Origin of the sequence: Chryseobacterium sp. IHB B 17019, from assembly GCF_001456155.1 — a bacterium.
Taxonomy (GTDB): domain Bacteria; phylum Bacteroidota; class Bacteroidia; order Flavobacteriales; family Weeksellaceae; genus Chryseobacterium.
In genome coordinates this window covers 1,854,309-1,872,332 of record NZ_CP013293.1, presented here as the reverse complement: position 1 = coordinate 1,872,332, position 18,024 = coordinate 1,854,309, and the positions used below count along the sequence as shown (strand labels likewise).

The 18,024-nt window shown below is 35.3% G+C and carries 17 protein-coding genes; 9 read left to right on the top strand and 8 right to left on the bottom strand.

Translation table 11 applies throughout. From position 1 onward, the window contains the following. Positions 1-3: 3 nt before the first annotated feature. Complete coding sequence (locus ATE47_RS19230) at positions 4-168, bottom strand: hypothetical protein (RefSeq protein WP_181898007.1); 165 nt, start codon at positions 166-168, stop codon at positions 4-6. 179 nt (positions 169-347) lie between these two features. On the opposite strand from ATE47_RS19230, the gene ATE47_RS08655 reads away from it, so the two are divergent. Together ATE47_RS08655 and ATE47_RS08650 are read left to right on the top strand one after the other, a co-directional pair. After that, entirely contained in the window at positions 348-1,286 is a 939-nt protein-coding gene (locus ATE47_RS08655; protein ID WP_062161586.1) for a helix-turn-helix domain-containing protein, read from the top strand. 88 nt (positions 1,287-1,374) lie between these two features. After that, positions 1,375-2,139, top strand: a complete 765-nt coding sequence (locus tag ATE47_RS08650) for an SDR family NAD(P)-dependent oxidoreductase (protein ID WP_062163499.1) — start codon at positions 1,375-1,377, stop codon at positions 2,137-2,139. Between the two features lie 113 nt (positions 2,140-2,252). Here the strand turns inward: ATE47_RS08650 and ATE47_RS08645 are convergent, their stop codons facing one another. The 4 genes from ATE47_RS08645 to ATE47_RS08630 form a co-directional block, all read right to left on the bottom strand. Further along, positions 2,253-3,401, bottom strand: coding sequence for a methionine aminotransferase (locus ATE47_RS08645; protein WP_062161585.1), 1,149 nt, complete (start codon positions 3,399-3,401; stop codon positions 2,253-2,255). 117 nt (positions 3,402-3,518) lie between these two features. Beyond that, complete coding sequence (locus ATE47_RS08640; RefSeq protein WP_185097143.1) at positions 3,519-4,742, bottom strand: T9SS type A sorting domain-containing protein; 1,224 nt, start codon at positions 4,740-4,742, stop codon at positions 3,519-3,521. Positions 4,743-5,033: 291 nt separating this feature from the next. Then, complete coding sequence (locus tag ATE47_RS08635) at positions 5,034-6,194, bottom strand: T9SS type A sorting domain-containing protein (protein ID WP_062161583.1); 1,161 nt, start codon at positions 6,192-6,194, stop codon at positions 5,034-5,036. A gap of 128 nt (positions 6,195-6,322) precedes the next feature. Next, on the bottom strand, positions 6,323-7,042 hold the full coding sequence (locus ATE47_RS08630; RefSeq protein WP_062161582.1) for a LytR/AlgR family response regulator transcription factor: 720 nt from the start codon (positions 7,040-7,042) through the stop codon (positions 6,323-6,325). Positions 7,043-7,331: 289 nt separating this feature from the next. Here ATE47_RS08630 and ATE47_RS08625 point away from each other — a divergent pair, with 289 nt between their 5' ends. The 7 genes from ATE47_RS08625 to ATE47_RS08595 all read left to right on the top strand — a co-directional run bounded on the left by ATE47_RS08625 (position 7,332) and on the right by ATE47_RS08595 (position 16,021). Then, complete coding sequence (locus ATE47_RS08625) at positions 7,332-9,221, top strand: DNA topoisomerase IV subunit B (RefSeq protein WP_062161581.1); 1,890 nt, start codon at positions 7,332-7,334, stop codon at positions 9,219-9,221. 30 nt (positions 9,222-9,251) lie between these two features. Then, a complete protein-coding gene (locus tag ATE47_RS08620; protein ID WP_062161580.1) occupies positions 9,252-9,737 on the top strand; it encodes a hypothetical protein in 486 nt (161 codons plus the stop codon). Beyond that, positions 9,734-12,319, top strand: a complete 2,586-nt coding sequence (locus ATE47_RS08615; protein WP_409013850.1) for a DNA gyrase/topoisomerase IV subunit A — start codon at positions 9,734-9,736, stop codon at positions 12,317-12,319. Before ATE47_RS08620 ends, ATE47_RS08615 begins: the two co-directional genes overlap by 4 nt. Positions 12,320-12,331: 12 nt before the next feature. Continuing rightward, positions 12,332-12,985 (top strand): rhomboid family intramembrane serine protease, encoded by a 654-nt coding sequence (locus ATE47_RS08610; RefSeq protein WP_062161579.1) that lies wholly within the window; start codon positions 12,332-12,334, stop codon positions 12,983-12,985. Positions 12,986-13,018: 33 nt separating this feature from the next. Next, on the top strand, positions 13,019-14,125 hold the full coding sequence (locus tag ATE47_RS08605; RefSeq protein ID WP_062161578.1) for a helix-turn-helix domain-containing protein: 1,107 nt from the start codon (positions 13,019-13,021) through the stop codon (positions 14,123-14,125). A 145-nt stretch (positions 14,126-14,270) separates the two neighbouring features. Further along, on the top strand, positions 14,271-15,059 hold the full coding sequence (locus ATE47_RS08600; RefSeq protein WP_062161577.1) for an SDR family NAD(P)-dependent oxidoreductase: 789 nt from the start codon (positions 14,271-14,273) through the stop codon (positions 15,057-15,059). Continuing rightward, entirely contained in the window at positions 15,056-16,021 is a 966-nt protein-coding gene (locus ATE47_RS08595; protein ID WP_062161576.1) for an NAD-dependent epimerase/dehydratase family protein, read from the top strand. The genes ATE47_RS08600 and ATE47_RS08595 overlap by 4 nt, the downstream gene beginning before the upstream one ends. 15 nt (positions 16,022-16,036) lie before the next feature. Here ATE47_RS08595 and ATE47_RS08590 read toward each other — a convergent pair whose 3' ends face one another. Genes ATE47_RS08590 through yaaA form a run of 3 tightly spaced genes read right to left on the bottom strand, consistent with a single transcriptional unit; the run spans position 16,037 to position 18,009 of the window. Further along, positions 16,037-16,393, bottom strand: a complete 357-nt coding sequence (locus tag ATE47_RS08590; RefSeq protein ID WP_062161575.1) for a DUF4180 domain-containing protein — start codon at positions 16,391-16,393, stop codon at positions 16,037-16,039. 5 nt (positions 16,394-16,398) lie between these two features. Then, positions 16,399-17,250, bottom strand: a complete 852-nt coding sequence (gene prmC, locus ATE47_RS08585) for a peptide chain release factor N(5)-glutamine methyltransferase (RefSeq protein WP_062161574.1) — start codon at positions 17,248-17,250, stop codon at positions 16,399-16,401. Then, positions 17,251-18,009, bottom strand: coding sequence for a peroxide stress protein YaaA (yaaA, locus tag ATE47_RS08580; protein ID WP_062161573.1), 759 nt, complete (start codon positions 18,007-18,009; stop codon positions 17,251-17,253). Positions 18,010-18,024: the final 15 nt, after the last annotated feature.

The window sequence follows — 18,024 nt, the reverse complement described above, 5'->3', positions numbered from 1 at the left end:
TTCCTAAGGTTCTATCTCAATAAGCTGGCAGATTTTCTCGGCACAGCCAATTCCGTACTTTCTGCATTGCCCTGTCATAGGATCAATACATTGTTCTTTTCCTCCTAAGATAGTTCTTAATTCTTTTTTGTTTAATTTTTTTCCGCTTGTTAGGTTTTGATTTTTCATGGTAATGATTTTTAGTGAGTTAGTAAAACGAAGGTAAGAAATTATTTAATATAAATCACATTTGTTAGAATTTTTTTACTATTTAATTTTAAGCTGAAATCTTTAAGAACTATAATAATATAGATTTGAATTATCAATTCGCTTTATTTCGTACATTTGATTTTTACAAACTACACATCATGGAAAAAATAGCTCATGCCACACTCGAAGACTTTTATAGGGAAATGACTGCCAAGCTTGGAAAAGATCTTGAAAGCATATTTCCAAAAGGGCTTCACAAAGACATCGGGCATTTTAATGTTTTTGATATCGCCCAGACTCTTGAAAATGTACGAACAACTTCTGAGATGCCCTACAACAGAAGGAAATATTACAAAATAAGTCTCATAAGAGGAAGAAATAGAGCAGAATACGCCGATAAAACCATTCAGATAAAACAGAATGCACTGCTTTTTGCCACCCCGAAAGTCCCTTATCACTGGATTCCGGAAGACCCTGACCAGTTCGGAAGTTTTTGCGTGTTCACCGAAGATTTTCTGATCAAAGATAAATCACATAATACCCTTGAAGATTTGCCGATTTTCCAGCCGGGAAATGTTCCTGTTTTTGAAATTGATGATGAATTGGCGGATGAAATAGAACAGCTTTATTCAAAAATTAAAAAAGAAATTGTTTCGGATTATATTTTTAAATATGATTTAATAAGAAACTATGTTTTAGAATTAATTCATTATGGCCAGAAACTGCAGCCCGCTACAAAACTTTCGACTTCCAATGATGCTTCATTAAGAGTAGTTTCATTGTTTATTGAGCTGTTGGAAAGACAGTTTCCCATTGAATCCGTTGAAAGCAGGATACAATTGAAAACGGCAAAAGATTACGCCGACAGACTGGCGGTTCATGTGAATTATTTAAATAAAAAACTAAAAGAAAGTACAGGAAAAACAACCACAGAATTCATCGCAGACCGGCTGGTTCAGGAAGCAAAAATCCTTTTAAAACAAACAAAATGGAATGTTTCTGAAATTTCCTACGCATTGGGTTTTGAAGAGATCGCTCATTTTTCAAACTTCTTTAAACGCAAAACAACCTTCACCCCATTAGAATTTCGATCTTGATTTGAATTTTGCAAATTTCAGATTGATTCGGGCAAATGTTTTGAATGGAAATTGTACCAACTTTGTAACATCAAAAACAAACAAAAAAATGGAAACAAGAACAAAAATCGCATTAATAACAGGTGGAAGTCGTGGATTGGGAAGAAATTCAGCAATTAAAATTGCTCAAAAAGGTTTGGATGTAATCATCACTTACAGAAGCAATAAGGAAGAGGCCGATAAAGTGGTTGAAGAAATTCAGGCTTTGGGAAGGAAAGCAATTGCTTATCAATTAGATACAAAAGATCTTAAAAGTTTTGATGCTTTCATAAAAACAGTGGGAGATCATCTCGAAGAAAATACAGGAAGCCGCAACATTGATTATCTCATCAACAATGCCGGAACAGCCTTATATTCTCCGATTCCCGAGGTTACGGAAGAGCAGTTGGATGATATGGTGGATATCCACTTTAAAGGAGTATTTTTCTTAACTCAAAAATTTCTGACGTTCATTAATAATGATGGAGGGATTATAAATGTCTCTTCAGGATTGGCAAGATTTGCGATGCCGGGATCATCAGTTTATGGCTCTATGAAAGCGGCTATTGACATGCTGACGAAATACATGGCGAAAGAATTAGGACCAAGAAAGATTAAAGCTAATGTTGTGGCACCGGGAGCTATCGAAACTGATTTCGGCGGCGGAAGAACGAGAGACGATGAGCACGTAAATGCAATGGTAGCCAATAATACAGCTCTGGGAAGAGCAGGAGTTCCGGACGATATCGGTGGAGTGGTGGCATTCCTTTGTACCGAAGATGCAAGATGGATCAACGGACAGAGAATTGAGGCTTCCGGAGGAATGTTTTTATAGAAATTAATTGTAACCCTAAATTTGTCATTCTGAGGAACGAAGAATCTCTATGGGTATTGGGATTCTTCACTTCATTACATTCGTTCAGAATGACAAATTTAGGATTGCAAAATTTATATTTTCAACAAATTTTCAATAGCTCTTTCCAGAGTTTCCTGTTTTTTTGCAAAACATAAACGGATCACATTTTCATTCAGTTTATTTTTATAAAAAGAAGAAAAAGGAACGCTGGCAACTTTATGGTTTATAGTCAGTTCACAGGCAAAATCAAAATCATTTTTATCGGAAATTTTATCATATTTCAAAGCCTGAAAATATGTTCCTTCACAATCCAGCAATTCAAAAGAAGTATTGGCTAAACCTTTTCTTAAAAAGTCTCTTTTTTCCTGGAAAAATTGGTTCAAATGATTGTAATGATCAGGATTTTTCATGTATTCTGCCAAAGCTAATTGGATAGGAGTGTTTACAGAAAACACGTTGAACTGATGTACTTTCCTGAATTCATCGGTTAAGGATTTCGGTGCTGCGCAATATCCTATTTTCCAACCCGTAACATGGAATAATTTCCCGAACGATGCTACCAGAAGGCTCCTTTCTTTGAGTTCCGGATATTTGCAGATGCTGAGATGCTGTTTCCCGTCAAACACGATATTTTCATAGACTTCATCACTTAAAATCAAAATTGAGGTTCCTTCTACAATTTTAATTAATTCCTGAATATCATTTTCCTTTAAAATCTTTCCTGATGGGTTATTCGGATTGTTTAGAATAATCATTTTTGTTTTATCAGAAACGAGATTTTTCACGGTACTCCAGTCAATTTCATAATCCGGGGCTTTCATTTCAAAACGCTTTACAATTCCCCCGAAAAGCTCAACAGTAGGTTCATAGCAATCATAAGCCGGCTCAAAAATGATCACTTCATCATCTTTTTTCACAAAAGTTGCGATGGCTGTAAAAATGGCCTGGGTTCCGCCTGCTGTTACCGTTATTTCAGAATCAGGATGGTAAATTGCCTGATGGCTGTTTTCGATTTTTCTAGCAATCTCTTCCTTTAAACCTATCATGCCGCCCATTGGAGCGTATTGGTTAAAACCTTTTTTAATGAAATGATCTACATGATCCAGCAGTTCAGAATCCGGCATGAAATCAGGAAATCCCTGAGATAAATTAATGGCCTCGTTTTCGTTGGCCAACTGAGTCATCTGACTAAAAATAGTCGTTCCTACATTAGAAAGTTTCGATAAAGGAAGTTGTATCATTAAATGAATTTTTAATTATATCGAATTTAATTTATTTTTTGCAATCAGTAAGCAGTTAACACATAAAAAAAGACCATCCTTTTTGGATGGCCATTAATTATTTAATTTAAAATTAATTTATTTTGAAATTAGAAGCTTTTGCGAAGTAGTTTTACCGTTTGATTTTACTTCAACAATATAAATTCCCTGAGCAAGCTTATCGGTATTGAGCTTAATGCTCTGGCTTCCGCTGTCAAGGTTTTCTGATTTTTCAAGTACTACTTTTCCTGAAATATCAACCAACTTTACAGATACGGTTTCTCTTTTTGAAAGAGTAGTCTGTACATCTACATAGCTTTTGGCTGGATTTGGGACCAGAACAATGTCTTTTTGCCTAGCTTGGCTTTGTTCGGCTTTTGCAATGGCTTCGAGTTCAGGAAATGGAGATTTTACAGCTGTATTTGTGATATCTTTTGAGGGAACACCTGATTTTGAATAACAGAAAGTGAAACATCTTACACAGATTACCCTTCTGTCTTTCATTTCAGTAACACAGATAGTATAAGTTCCCGCATTACTGTAATCGTGTGTTAAAGTGGATCCTATGTAAGGTTGTGTACCGCTGCCATCACCCCAGTTTACAGTATAAGTGCTTCCAGGATTACCCGGAGTAGAAAAAAGAATAGGATTAAGGATCGTTAAATTAGCGGTAGCAGCATTAGATACTGTACTGAATGATGTATCAAGTTTAAAGTCTGCAGAACAGCCGTCGCAAGATTTTATACAGATATTATCATAATATACTCTTTCGCTTGGGCTTGATGTAATATCCGGAGATATCATTACTGCTGTTGAATTATTCATAACATTATTAAAATCTGCCCATGTCCCGGATGCCATTGTCCATGTCCCGTCTGCATTGCTTGGAAGAGTAGAGCTTGTAGCGTTTGCAATAGGAGCACGTACCCGAACCCATCCGCTGTTTGGAGTTACAGTAACATTAGCTACAAATGTTATTACCTGATTTCCAGATATAATATGGATGGTTGGGTGTATCGGCTGGCCATAGTTGCCGTCTTTTTCAAGATAAAAATCAAAATATAGACATTGCCCCATAAACCTTTGCCCTATATTTTTAAAGTCTGTAGGATTGATAAACCAAGAGCCTCCCGATAAGTCATTTAAAATGAGATACTGTGATCCATCCATTGTATTGGGACTACCGCTGGAATAGCTGACGTTGTCATTCACAGGATCTAGCTGCCAGTTTCCCTGAGGATTAGTAGGATCATTAAAATTTGAACACGGTGCTTGTGCATGAAGAACGCATGCCAATAGCATGAAAATTGTTAAAAAATACATTCTTACCATAATATAATATTGATTTTATAAATCAAAAACCAACAAAAACTTTAAGATTAATAGTTTTGTTAATGATGTTTTTCACTACTCACTGAGTAGTTATTTGAAACTCTAATATAGGAAGGTATTTAGCGTCACACTATTGTGAATTAGTAAGTGTAGAATATTCTTTAATAAATGTGATTTTTTTTATTATAAGTGTAATTCACTGTATGTTTTGTAATAACTGAGACAAATTGAAAAAGACCATCCTCGTTGGATAGTCTTTTCAATTATTTGATTTAAAGCTAATTAATCTTGTATTAACATTTTCTTGCTGTCTATATTTCTTCCGTCAACGGTAAGGTTATAAACATAAGAGCCACCCTGGATCCCGGAAAGGTTAATGCTTCCGTTTCCTTTGTCTTTCAGAGGAATTGTTTTGATTAATTGTCCTGAAATATTGTAAATTCCTATCACCGCTTCTCTGGAATTATTCGGCAGATAATATTTGATGACAGTTTCTCCTCTTGCAGGATTGGGAGTATTTTGAAATAATTTCGGGCCATTAGAATCTGAAGAAAGGCCAACATTCATTTTATTCTGCTTTAAGAATTCTTTCAGCTCTTTGATTTCATTCTTAAGCTCATCAATCTGATTTTGAAGATCTGCTTCATTATTGGCCTGTCTTGTAATAATACTTGTTGCCACCATTACATTTCCGTCGTTGTCGACCACCAAAGCTCGTCCAGATCCGCTTGGAAGTCCCTGGTGACGCACTGTTCCTACGGTATGGAAGTTGGCTGTCGGCGTATTTGTTCTTACTCCCACAGCTTGGTCTACGATAAGCATGGTAGAAGTAGGAGACATCCCAAACATGATCGATCTTGGAACATTGTTGGTCAGTTTTACGCCACCTGTTCCGGATCCGATGACAAAAGAACGGTCGCCCGTTGCCGCAAGATCAATCCCGAAACCTCCTGAATAAAAATTAGCTAAATCAATCCCCACTCCGATAGCGAACTGATTAGCATTTCTAATAATATTTTTCCATCCCAGCGCTACAGATTTCCCGGCTCCGTTTAGTACTGTATTCTGCTGGCCTACGACAAGATTCGCACCTCCGGAGGCCGAAAGGTTATTTTCCCAGCCACCAACAATAGAGCTTTCGGCACTCGTTCCCAAAACATGGCCCAAACCTGCGATTAAGCTTCCTTTAGAATTGATAGTGTTGGAGTTATTGGCTCCGTCTACCACGAAAGATCCGGAACCGGTAAGTGAAGCCTGCCCTGGATTTGAACTAGAACCGTTTACTCTTAAAAATAATGGGGCAACTCCCGTAGTTCCCACATAATTCAAATTGCTGGTCCCGGAATTTCCCGTTGTCAGCCATTGTTGTGCGTTTACTAATCCTGTAGAGAAGATCATAGCTGCTGCGATAAGGTTTTTCGCATGTAATAGACTTTTTTTCATAATGATACTATTTAATGTTTGATTTGTTTCCCAAAAGTATCAAAGCATTATATATCAGCCTATCACGAGTGATCAACTGCCTTTAAAAATTGAGCAGATGTGTTTGTTTTTCAATTATGTGTGAAATATTAAACTATTTTATGTAAAAAGTCATTCTTTTTCCGGATAGACACGTCAAGAACAGAATTGTCAGCCATCACGACCTGGCCGCCTTTGCCTTTGATATACTCTTTTAAATGTTCAAGATTAATTAAGTGCTTATGATGAATCCTGAAAAAATTATATCCTGAAAGGCTTTTTTCAAAATCAAATAACGTTTTGGAAACCATTACTTTAGTTTTATCTGATAAGTAAATAAAAGTATAATTGGAATAGGCTTCACAACGAATAATTTCATCTACATTTACTCTTTTAAAGCCTTGGAGAGTAGGAAGATTGATCTTATTTTGGACAGGATTATTAGCAAGCGAAAAATTATTTTTCCTGAAATTCTCTATAGCTTTGTTGACGGTAAGAACAAAATCCAGTTCGCTGATGGGTTTCAATAAATAATCTGTAATTCCTTTTTTAATAGCCTGAATAGCAGATTTTTCAGAATCGGTAATGAAAATAATCTGTGAAGTGCCTTTTTTTATCTTTAAAAGAAGTTTAAGGGCAGGCTTATCCACCAGCTGAAAATCTACAAACAAAAGATCGGGAATATTTTTGCTGAGGTAGTCGGATGCATCTTCGATAGTATCACTCTGAAAAGAGATTTCGAATTCCGGGAACTGGTTTTTTAAGAGCAGGGAAATATAGTCGCCGTCATCATGCTCATTGATGATGCAGGCGTTTAGGTTCTTTTTCATGATGTGAGTTTGGTTTTTAGTTTTAGTTTTTGTTTAATTGTTAATTCTGTTTAATCATGCGTACTAATTTTTTATTGTTTTAAATTAATTTATTATCTGTTCATTGAATATTGTTTAATTGAAATTTCAAGAAACAGCAATATTGTTTTTCACTTGATGTTGAATAATGTAAATATAGAATTTCATTAACAATAATACAATACTTATAGATATATATTGATAAAAAATAACCCAAAACATTCGGATAATTTTGTCCAATTTCGTATTTTTGTATGTTTGTTGAAATTATATGTCACAAGAAATAAACCCTATCTATTCCGAAGATAATATCAGAACCCTCGATTGGCAGGAACATATCCGTCTGCGTCCCGGAATGTACATCGGGAAGCTGGGAGACGGCTCATCTGCTGATGATGGTATTTATATTCTGCTTAAAGAAATCCTGGACAACTCTATCGATGAGTTCAGGATGAAAGCTGGTAAAAGAATTGAAATAAAAGTTGACGATGGTAAAGTGACCATTCGTGACTTTGGCCGTGGAATTCCGCTTGGAAAAGTAGTGGACGCCGTATCAAAAATGAATACCGGAGGTAAGTATGATAGTAAAGCCTTTAAAAAATCTGTCGGACTGAACGGGGTGGGTACAAAAGCCGTGAATGCCCTTTCAGAGTACTTTCGTGTGCGGTCCTTCCGTGAAGGGAAAATGAAAATGGCGGAGTTTTCAAAAGGAATGATTACCGAAAATTTTGATGAAAAGGAAACGTCAGACAGAAACGGTACCGAAATTTCTTTTGTTCCCGACTCTGAAATTTTCCTTCATTTTAAGTTCAGAAAAGAGTATATCGAAAGAATGCTCCGCAATTATGCCTACCTGAATCCCGGATTGAAAATTCTTTTTAACGGCGAAACTTTCTTTTCCGAAAATGGACTTAAAGATTTGCTGGATGAAGAGCTGGAAAACGAAACACTGTACCCGATTGTTCATTTGAAGGAGGATGATATTGAAGTTGCAATTACACATACCGATAAATCTCAAACGGAAACTTATTTTTCATTCGTAAACGGACAAAATACAACACAGGGAGGAACCCATCTCAATGCTTTCCGTGAAGCTTATGTAAAGACGATCCGTGAGTTTTTTAATAAAAATTTTGATGCTTCTGATGTCAGGAAATCTATTGTTGCTGCGGTTTCCATTAACGTAGAAGAGCCTGTTTTTGAATCTCAGACCAAAACAAAATTAGGTTCAAACGATATTGGACCAAACGGGCCTACAGTAAGAACTTTTATTATTGATTTTCTAAAAAGTAAATTAGATAATTTCTTACACAAAAACCCTGAGATTGCAGAAGCGATTCAAAGAAAAATATTAATTTCAGAAAGAGAAAGAAAGGAGCTTTCCGGTATCCAGAAATTGGCAAGGGAAAGAGCAAAAAAAGTTTCTCTTCACAACAAAAAGCTTCGTGACTGCAGGCAGCATTACAACGACCAGAAAAACGAAAGAAAAGGAGAAACCCAGATTTTTATCACCGAGGGAGATTCGGCTTCCGGATCAATCACAAAATCTAGGGATGTAGAAACACAGGCCGTATTTTCCCTTAAAGGTAAGCCGTTGAACTGCTATGGTTTAACGAAGAAAGTAGTGTATGAAAATGAAGAGTTTAACCTTCTTCAGGCTGCTTTAAATATTGAAGAAAGTTTAGAAGATCTTAGATATAACCAGGTCATTATCGCAACCGATGCCGATGTCGATGGAATGCATATTCGTTTGCTGATGATCACATTCTTTTTACAGTTTTTCCCTGATCTGATTAAGAATGGCCACCTTTATATCCTTCAAACCCCCTTGTTCAGAGTAAGAAATAAAAAAGAGACACGATACTGCTACTCCGAACCAGAAAGAATTAAAGCTTTGAATGAATTAGGAAAAAATCCTGAAATCACCCGATTCAAGGGATTGGGGGAAATTTCGCCGGATGAGTTCAAGCATTTTATCGGAAAAGATATCCGTCTGGAACCGGTAGTACTTGGAAAAGACCAAACCATTGAGCAGTTATTGGAATTTTATATGGGAAAAAATACACCAGACAGACAGGTTTTTATTTTGGAAAATCTCGTGGTTGAAGACCCTGATATAAACAAAAAAGAAATACTGAGTGAAGTAATAGATGAAAATTAAATAACTAATAAAACACAAAACTTAACGCAAATGAGACTAAGCAACCGTAACAAAAGCTCGGTTTATAATTTCGTAAACACCCTGCTGATCATATTTATAATAGCAGGAATAGGAGCCTTCCTATTGGAAGAATACAGATTTAATATTTTAGGATGGGAAAGCATCTTTTTAATTGTTGTTCCTTTCATATTAATGGGTATTTTTTACCTTAACGGAAGACAGATTTTTGAATATGACAGTGACGGAGAAGCACTTCATTTCAGAAACAGAAATATCATCCCTTTTCTGGACAAGCCTTTGAGTGATGAATTTCCAAAATATAAACTGTTGAATTACGAAGTGATTGATTTGTTTTTTATGAAAAGACTATATGTCACAATTTCAAGTAAAAATAGCGGATCAACAATGCTGAAATATGAGATTTCATATTTGACAAGAAAAGAAATTAACGATTTAAAATTCTCCCTAAGTAAAGTAATAAAAGCTAATAACGAGAAAAGAGTTATAAATAGATGATGACAGAAGAATACTCGCATGAGGGTGAGAGCTTGAAAAAAGTTTCCGGGCTGTACAAAGACTGGTTCCTGGATTATGCCTCTTACGTTATTTTAGACAGGGCAATTCCGTCGGTTTATGATGGTTTTAAGCCTGTTCAGAGAAGAATCATGCATTCCATGCGGGAGCTGGAAGACGGGCGTTACAACAAGGTTGCCAATATCGTAGGAAATACCATGAAATATCACCCTCATGGTGATGCTTCCATTACCGATGCGATGGTGGGAATCGGGCAAAGAGAGCTCCTGATCGACACTCAGGGAAACTGGGGTAATATCTACACCGGGGACTCGGCGGCGGCGGCGAGATATATTGAAGCGAGATTAACTCCTTTCGCTCTGGAAGTTGTCTTTAATCCAAAAACAACGGAATGGGCAAAATCTTACGACGGCAGAAATAACGAGCCTATCGATCTTCCGGTAAAATTCCCACTGCTTCTGGCACAGGGCGTTGAAGGAATCGGGGTAGGGCTTTCCACAAAGATTCTTCCGCATAATTTTAATGAATTAATTAATGCCTCCGTAGCGTATCTTAAAGGTAAAAAGTTTGAGCTGTTTCCGGATTTTTTAACCGCCGGATATCTCGATGTTTCCGAATATAATGACGGTCACAGAGGTGGAAAAGTAAGGGCAAGAGCAAAAATTTCGCCTCTTGACAAGCATACTTTAATTGTCACCGAGCTTCCATACTCGAAAACGACGAGCGATCTTATTGATTCTATTATTAAAGCCAATGAAAAAGGCAAAATTAAGATCAAAAAAATCGAAGATAATACCTCTGATAAAGTTGAGATTTTAATTCATCTTCACAACGATGTTTCACCGGATAAAACAATCGATGCGTTGTATGCTTTTACGGATTGTCAGGTTACAATTTCACCGAACGCGTGTGTAATTGTCGGTGACAAACCCATGTTCCTGAATGTTTCCGAAATTCTGAGAATGAATACGGATCATACGGTTTCTTTGCTTAAAAAAGAACTGGAAATCGAACTTCACGAGCTTCAGGAAAGCTGGCATTTCTCTTCATTGGAAAGGATTTTTATTGAAAACAGGATTTACCACGATATTGAAGAGGTGAAGACTTGGGAAGATGTTTTAACAACTATTGATGAAGGATTAAAGCCTCATACCAAACACCTTTTGAGAGCTGTAACGGAGGAAGATATTTTAAGACTGACGGAAATTAGAATCAAAAGGATTTCAAGATTCGATTTAGATAAATTTAAAGAAAATATTGCCGCTCTTGAAGGAAAGATTGAGCAGGTAAAGTATCATCTGGACAATCTTGTTCAGTATGCGATTGATTATTATTTAAACATCCAGAAAAAATACGGAAAAGACAGACAGAGAAAAACTGAATTAAGGATTTTTGATACGATAGATGCGACAAAAGTTGCCGTCGCCAACGAGAAATTCTATGCCAATTTTGAAGAAGGTTTTATCGGAACTTCCTTGAGAAAAGACCAGTATTTATTTGACTGTTCAGACATTGACGATATCATTACTTTCAGGAAAGACGGAAGCATGAAGGTCGTAAAAGTTGAGGCAAAAACATTCATCGGAAAAGATATTCTTCACGTTGCCATCTGGAAGAAAAACGATAAAAGAACGGTCTACAACATGATTTATCGCGAAGGTAAAGAGGGACCTTATTATATGAAGCGTTTTTCTGTGACGGGTGTTACAAGAAACACGGATTATCCGCTGGCTTCTGATAAAAAAGGCTCGGAAGTGCTTTATTTTTCAGCAAATCCGAACGGTGAGGCGGAAACGGTGACGGTTCTTTTAAAACCAAATCCAAGAATCAGGAAGAACAAAATGGATGTCGATTTTTCAGAATTAGCGATTAAAGGTCGTGATTCTAAGGGGAATTTGGTCACAAAATATTCAGTGAAAAAAGTTGACTTAAAAGAAGAAGGCGTTTCTACCCTGGCTCCAAGAAGAATCTGGTTCGATGATACGGTACGAAGATTGAATGCCGATGGAAGAGGATCGTTGTTGGGAAGCTTTAAAGGAGATGATAAAATATTGACAATCAATACAAACGGTGAAGCGAAACTGGTTTCTTTTGATCTTGGGAACCGTTTTGATGATGAATATCTGGTGCTTGAAAAGTGGAAGCCGGAACAGCCCGTGACTTGTATTTATTATGATGGAGAAAAAGATATGTATTTCATTAAGAGGTTCTTATTCGAAAATACGCCGAATGTCCAGACTTTCATGCCTTCAGAACACCCGAAATCTTTTATTGAAAATGTAATTGTTGCGAATGACGCCACTGCCGAAATTATTTTTGCTAAAGACAAAGGTAAAGATCGTGATCCTGAAACGGTGAACATCGACGAATTCATTGCTGTGAAAGGGATTAAAGCGATTGGAAATCAATTTACGAAATTCAAAGTAAAATCCATAAACGTCACCATTCCGGAACCCGAGGAAGAAGAACCTGAAGTGTATGAAGATCCGGAGCCTACGGGCGGTTTTGATGAAGATGGCACGATTGGTGATTTGTTTCAGAGTGAAGATAATTCGGAAAATTAAATTGGTAAAAAAATGAATATTTTAATAATAGTTATAATAATTACTGCCATTATAAGCTTTATGGTGCCTAATGGAAGCAGTAATTTTGAAAAATATAAGTTCAGTGTCGGTGCTATTTTGCAGAGAAAGGAATATATACGTCTGCTTACTGCTGGATTTCTGCATGCAGATATTATGCACTTGGCTTTCAATATGTTAACGCTTTATTTCTTTGGGCCGATTGTTATTCAAGGGTTTGGAAATATAGGTTTTGCGATTATTTATTTTGGATCAATTTTATTGGGTAATATATTTTCGTTATTTCTCTATCAAAAGCAGCCATGGTATTCTGCGATTGGTGCGAGTGGGGGAGTTTCAGGGATTTTATTTGCTTCGATTGCGATGCTTCCCGATCTTGGAATTTATCTTTTCTTTATCCCTATTCCTATTCCCGGTTATATCTTTGGGCTTGTATATTTTGGATATTCCGTTTATATGATGTTGAATCCGAGGCAACATGACAACATCGGACATGCTGCCCATTTGGGAGGAGCTTTTTTTGGACTTGTTTATGCTGTTGCCAATGCACCGGAAAGAGCAATGGAAAACTCTTTATATATAGGAATTATGGCGCTTCCATTAATTTATTTAAGCTATGAGATCTTTGTAAGGAAAAGAATAGGTTAAAAAAGTTATCTTTAACCAAAAATATTAAGACAAATGAGCACATTAGAGTTAAATCGTTTTATCGTAATACTTATTTATGGTTCATTGGTCTTACTTTCTTTATTAAAGCTTAATAATCCGCTTAAAGTCAATAGGAAAGCAAACTTTTGGTTCGGGATTTTTGTTTTTTTGTGGTCGAGTTTCTGGCTGGATGAGGTGTTGTCCCTGGTAACAATGTCGGAAATCCAGATTCATTCCATTTTTGTTGTACAGTTCGTACAGTTTTTGACGCCGATCATATTTTACTTTAGTGTATTATTTTATACCAATCCTTCTTTTAAATTCAAAATTTTCGATGTTAAATACTTTATTCTTCCGGCTATATTTTTAATCATTCTTTTACTTCAAAGAGCTGTTGAAAGTGATTCTCCATTTTTTGAGTTTCTTGATATTATTTTTATCAGTTTAATTTTAATTCAGGCATTTTTTTATACCGGGCTGTCTTATCTTACAATTAGAAAGCACCAGAAAAGAATTCAGCAATTTTCCGCCAATACGGAAGGAATTAATTTAAACTGGCTGGAATACATTATTCTGACCATTTTTATCATCAATATTGTTTATATCATTTACAATCTTTTGTATAATCCTACTTCGTTGAATTTTTTCATTAATCTGGCGTTTTTGGGAGTAATTTATTTCGTTGCTTATTATTCACTCAAACAGAAAGAAATTTATCCTGTTGGAGAAAAACAGCGTGAGGAATTGATTTCTATTGATAAAGAGTCTGAGACAGAAGAAATTAAAAGAAAACTGATTTCGGATGAAGAATTACTGAGAATAAAAAACCAGCTTGAAACCCTTATGGAAACTCAAAAACCTTATCTTGACAGTGAGCTTAACCTAATCAGGCTTTCAGAATTACTTTCTGTATCGACTCATCATTTGTCTTATGTGATCAACACCGGATTTCAGAAGAACTTTTTTCAGTATGTCAATGAATACAGAATTGAATATGCGAAGAAACTTTTAAAAGATAATTCTAAAAACAGGCTTTCAATTTTGGGTATTGCGTATGAATCCGGATTCAATTCAAAAACATCTTTTAATACAACTTTTAAAAAACTGACCAATCAGACCCCTTCTGAATTTAAAAAATAGTTCTGTTTTATAAATTTTAACCTTTTGAATTTATAATTTATTAAAAATCAAATAGTTGTTATTTATTTCTAAACTTGTTCACTCATATAATCCGGAACATTAAAAGCTCTTTCCACATCTACTTTTGTATCAGAAAGTTTGTGTTATGGAAACAGAAGAATCATTTGCAGTAATCACCGGAGCGAGTCAGGGACTGGGAAAAGCATTTGCTGAAAGCCTGGCAAAAAAGAAAATCAATCTCATTCTTGTAAGTTTGCCTAATCAGAATTTAAAAGAATTAAGCGAAGAAATGGCCGGACATTATAATATTAAAACCTACTATTATGAAGTTGACCTTTCTGTGAATGAAAATATTTTTAAACTCACAGATTGGTTAAATAAGTCCTTCAATATTTATATTTTGATTAATAATGCGGGTATAGGAGGAACAAGAAAATTTTTAGATGCGAGCCCCTCTTACATTAATAATATTCTTCAAGTAAACATCACGGCTACTTCGCTGATTACCCACCAGCTTTTACCTAATCTTTTGAAACAGCCTCAATCATATATTTTAAATGTTTCAAGTATGGCCGCATTTTCACCTATTGGTTTTAAAACCGTGTATCCAGCCTCCAAAACCTTTATCCATTCATTTTCAAGAGGATTGAACGAGGAGCTTAAAGATACCAATGTTTTTGTAAGTGTGGTAAATCCGGGTGCTATGAAAACAAATGCAGATGTGGCGGCGAGGATTGAAAAACAGGGTTTTCTGGGAAAACTGACACTTCTGGATCCCAATAAAGTAGCAGAATATTGCGTTAATCAGCTGTTTAAAAGAGATTCTGTGATTATGGTAAATCCCGTAAGCTGGCTCGTGATGAAAATTTTACCGATTTGGATTAAATTACCATTAATGACCAGCGCGATAAAAAGAGAAATAAAAGAAGCATGAAAAAAGTTTTTGTGACAGGAATTACGGGCCTTTTGGGGGCTCATGTTGTAATTAAATTATTGGAAAATGGTTATTTTGTTATTGCTTTGGTGCGCAAGAAAAGCGGTTATTTGGGTAAAGAAGATGAAAACCTGAGGCTGGTGGAAGGAGACTTGTTTTCGGATTTTTCAGAATATTTAAAAGATGTGAATTTTATTATTCATATTGCAGCAGAAACGCGACAAAACCTGTTGAATTATGATGATTATAGAAAAATCAACTTTGATGCAGTCGTTCATTTATTCTCACAGGCCGGACATGTTGAAAAGTTCTTGTTTGTAAGTACTGCAAATACTTTGGGCTTTGGAAATCTCAGTACTCCCGGGGATGAAAATTACCCATGGAAATATCCTTTTGACCAATCTTTTTATGCTAAAAGTAAGTTAGAAGCGGAAAATTTTCTTTTGCAAAAGAGCCATATAGTCAAACCTATTATTGTAAATCCTGCTTTTATGATAGGAGCTTATGACAATAAACCAAGTTCAGGGAAGATTCTTTTTTGGGTTTGGAAAAAGAAACTGGTTTTTTATCCAAAAGGTGGAAAAAATTTCGTGAATGCAGAAGACGCTGCAGGAGGAATTTTAAAAGCAATGGAAAAAGGAAAAACAGGTGAAAAGTATATTTTAGCAAATGAAAATTTGAAGTATAAAGATTTCTTTAGAAAAGTAAACCAGCTTACAAATCAACAACCGATATTGCTTCCGATTCCAGATTTTATTTTAATTTTTCTTGGATTGATAGGGGATTGCTTGAGATTTGCAAAAATTAAAACGAGTTTAAGTTCGGTCAATATGAAAGCACTTAGAATTGATAATTTCTACACTAATAAAAAGTCTGTCGATGAACTTGGAACGAGCTATCAAACTATTGATAAAGGAATTAGAGATGCTATAAAGTATTTCGAAAGTAAAATTAAAAATTAAACAGTTTTCTATTTATTATGAAAGTTTTTCCAACGCTTCATCTAAGCTCTCAACAAAATTGATATGGCTTGTTTTATTGCTTTCAAACATAAAATCATTGAAACTCTTGCTTTCATATCGTTTAAAATCCCCGATAACAGCCAGTTTCACACGATAATTTGAAAATTTCTGTAAAATGTCTCCGGCAATTTTTGTTTTTAAATCAAAGAAATCCGGGGTCATGTTTTTCTCGTAAATAATTACTCTGTCATAACCTTGATAATAAATATTTCCCAGGAGATCCAACCCATCCTGAGCCGAATTAATGATAATTACATCAGAGATAACTTCTGCGATTTTTGTATTGCCGATCTGGTGTGCTTTTATTTCCATATCAATTATTTTCTCCCAAAAATGAACCGGTCATTTTCAGATAAATCCTTTATTAATTGTGCTTCTTTAAAATCATTTAAATATAATTCCAAAGTTTCAGGACCTAGTTTTTGATTAATTTCCAAAAATAAAAGCCCATTTTCATTCAAATGTTTTTTCGCGTCATTAGCGATTTTCCTGTAAAAAATTAAGGCATCGGAAGTAGGGGAGAAAAGTGCCATTGTTGGTTCAAATTCTTTTACGGAATCTACAATCTCCTGCTCTTCATCAATCCCGATGTAAGGCGGATTTGATATGATAATATCAAAATTTTCATTCAAATCAAAATTCAGATAATCGGAGTGAATAAAATTAATCTCCAATCCATGAAAGTCTGCATTTTTTTTCGCTGTTTCTAAAGCTTTTTCAGAGTAATCTATTGATGTAATTTCAGCTTTTGGAAAATATTTTTTTAAGACCAAAGGAATAATTCCGCTTCCGGTTCCAATATCGAGAATCTTTATTTGGTCAATTGACAATGACGAATTGTGGATTTTTTTTATTGCAAATTCCAGCAGTTCTTCCGTTTCAGGGCGGGGAATCAAAACATTTTCATTCACAAAAAAAATCATTCCGTAGAATTCTGTTTCGCCTAAAATATGTTGATATGGCTTTTTGTTTTTTAATTCTGAAGTAATTTCCAAAAGCCTTTTTTCATCCTGAATCAGCAATTCCTGATCAGAAAATCTCCTTTGATCAAAGCTGTCAAAACCCACAATTTTTTCAATAAAAACTGAGCACAGAAAAGCAGCTTCCGAATCTGTATATAAATCCGCAAGCTCTGTTTTAAAATGTTTTTTTAATTCTGAAATCGTCATTTATCTTGTGAAAACCAGTTTTGTATCGGTAGATTTTTCCTCGTCGATAAGATAACCTTCGTAGTTGAAAGCTTTCACGTCATTCAGGGTTTTGGCATTGGTTTCCGCGCAGAATCTTACCACCATGCCTCTCGCATGTTTGGTGTAAACGACAATGGTTTTTAATTTTCCGTCTTTTAATTCATAGAAATCAAAATCAATAATTTTGTTATTAATTTTCTTTCGGTCTATTACTTTAAAATATTCTGTGCTTGCAAGATTTAGGATAATTTCATTTTTTTTTAATTCTGAATTCAGTTGCTCTGTTATTTTGTCTCTCCAAAATTCATAAAGATTCCTGTATTCATCGAACTCGAACGGCCTTCCCATTTCCAGCCTGTAAAGCATGATTTTATCAGAAGGTTTCAACAAACCATATAATCCGGAAAGCATTCTGTAGTTTTTTTGTAAATAATCGACTGCATTTTTGTCAAGTGTTTTCGCGTCCAAACCTCTGTAAACCTCGCCTGTAAAAGCAAACATGGCGGGAGCAGATTCTTTTACTGTTGGTTTTGCTTTCCATTTTTGGTTTCTTTCCCAGTTTTCATCTGCCAGTTTTGGCGAAATTTCCATTAAATCAGAAAGATATTTTGGAGATTTTTGTTTTAAATAGGAGTGTATGAATGCTGCTTCCTCAATGAATTTCGGAGTTGTAGATCTCAACAGGTCTGTTGAGTTTTCTATATTCATTAATTTGGCAGGTGATGTTATTATTTTCATTTAAATTATAAAAAT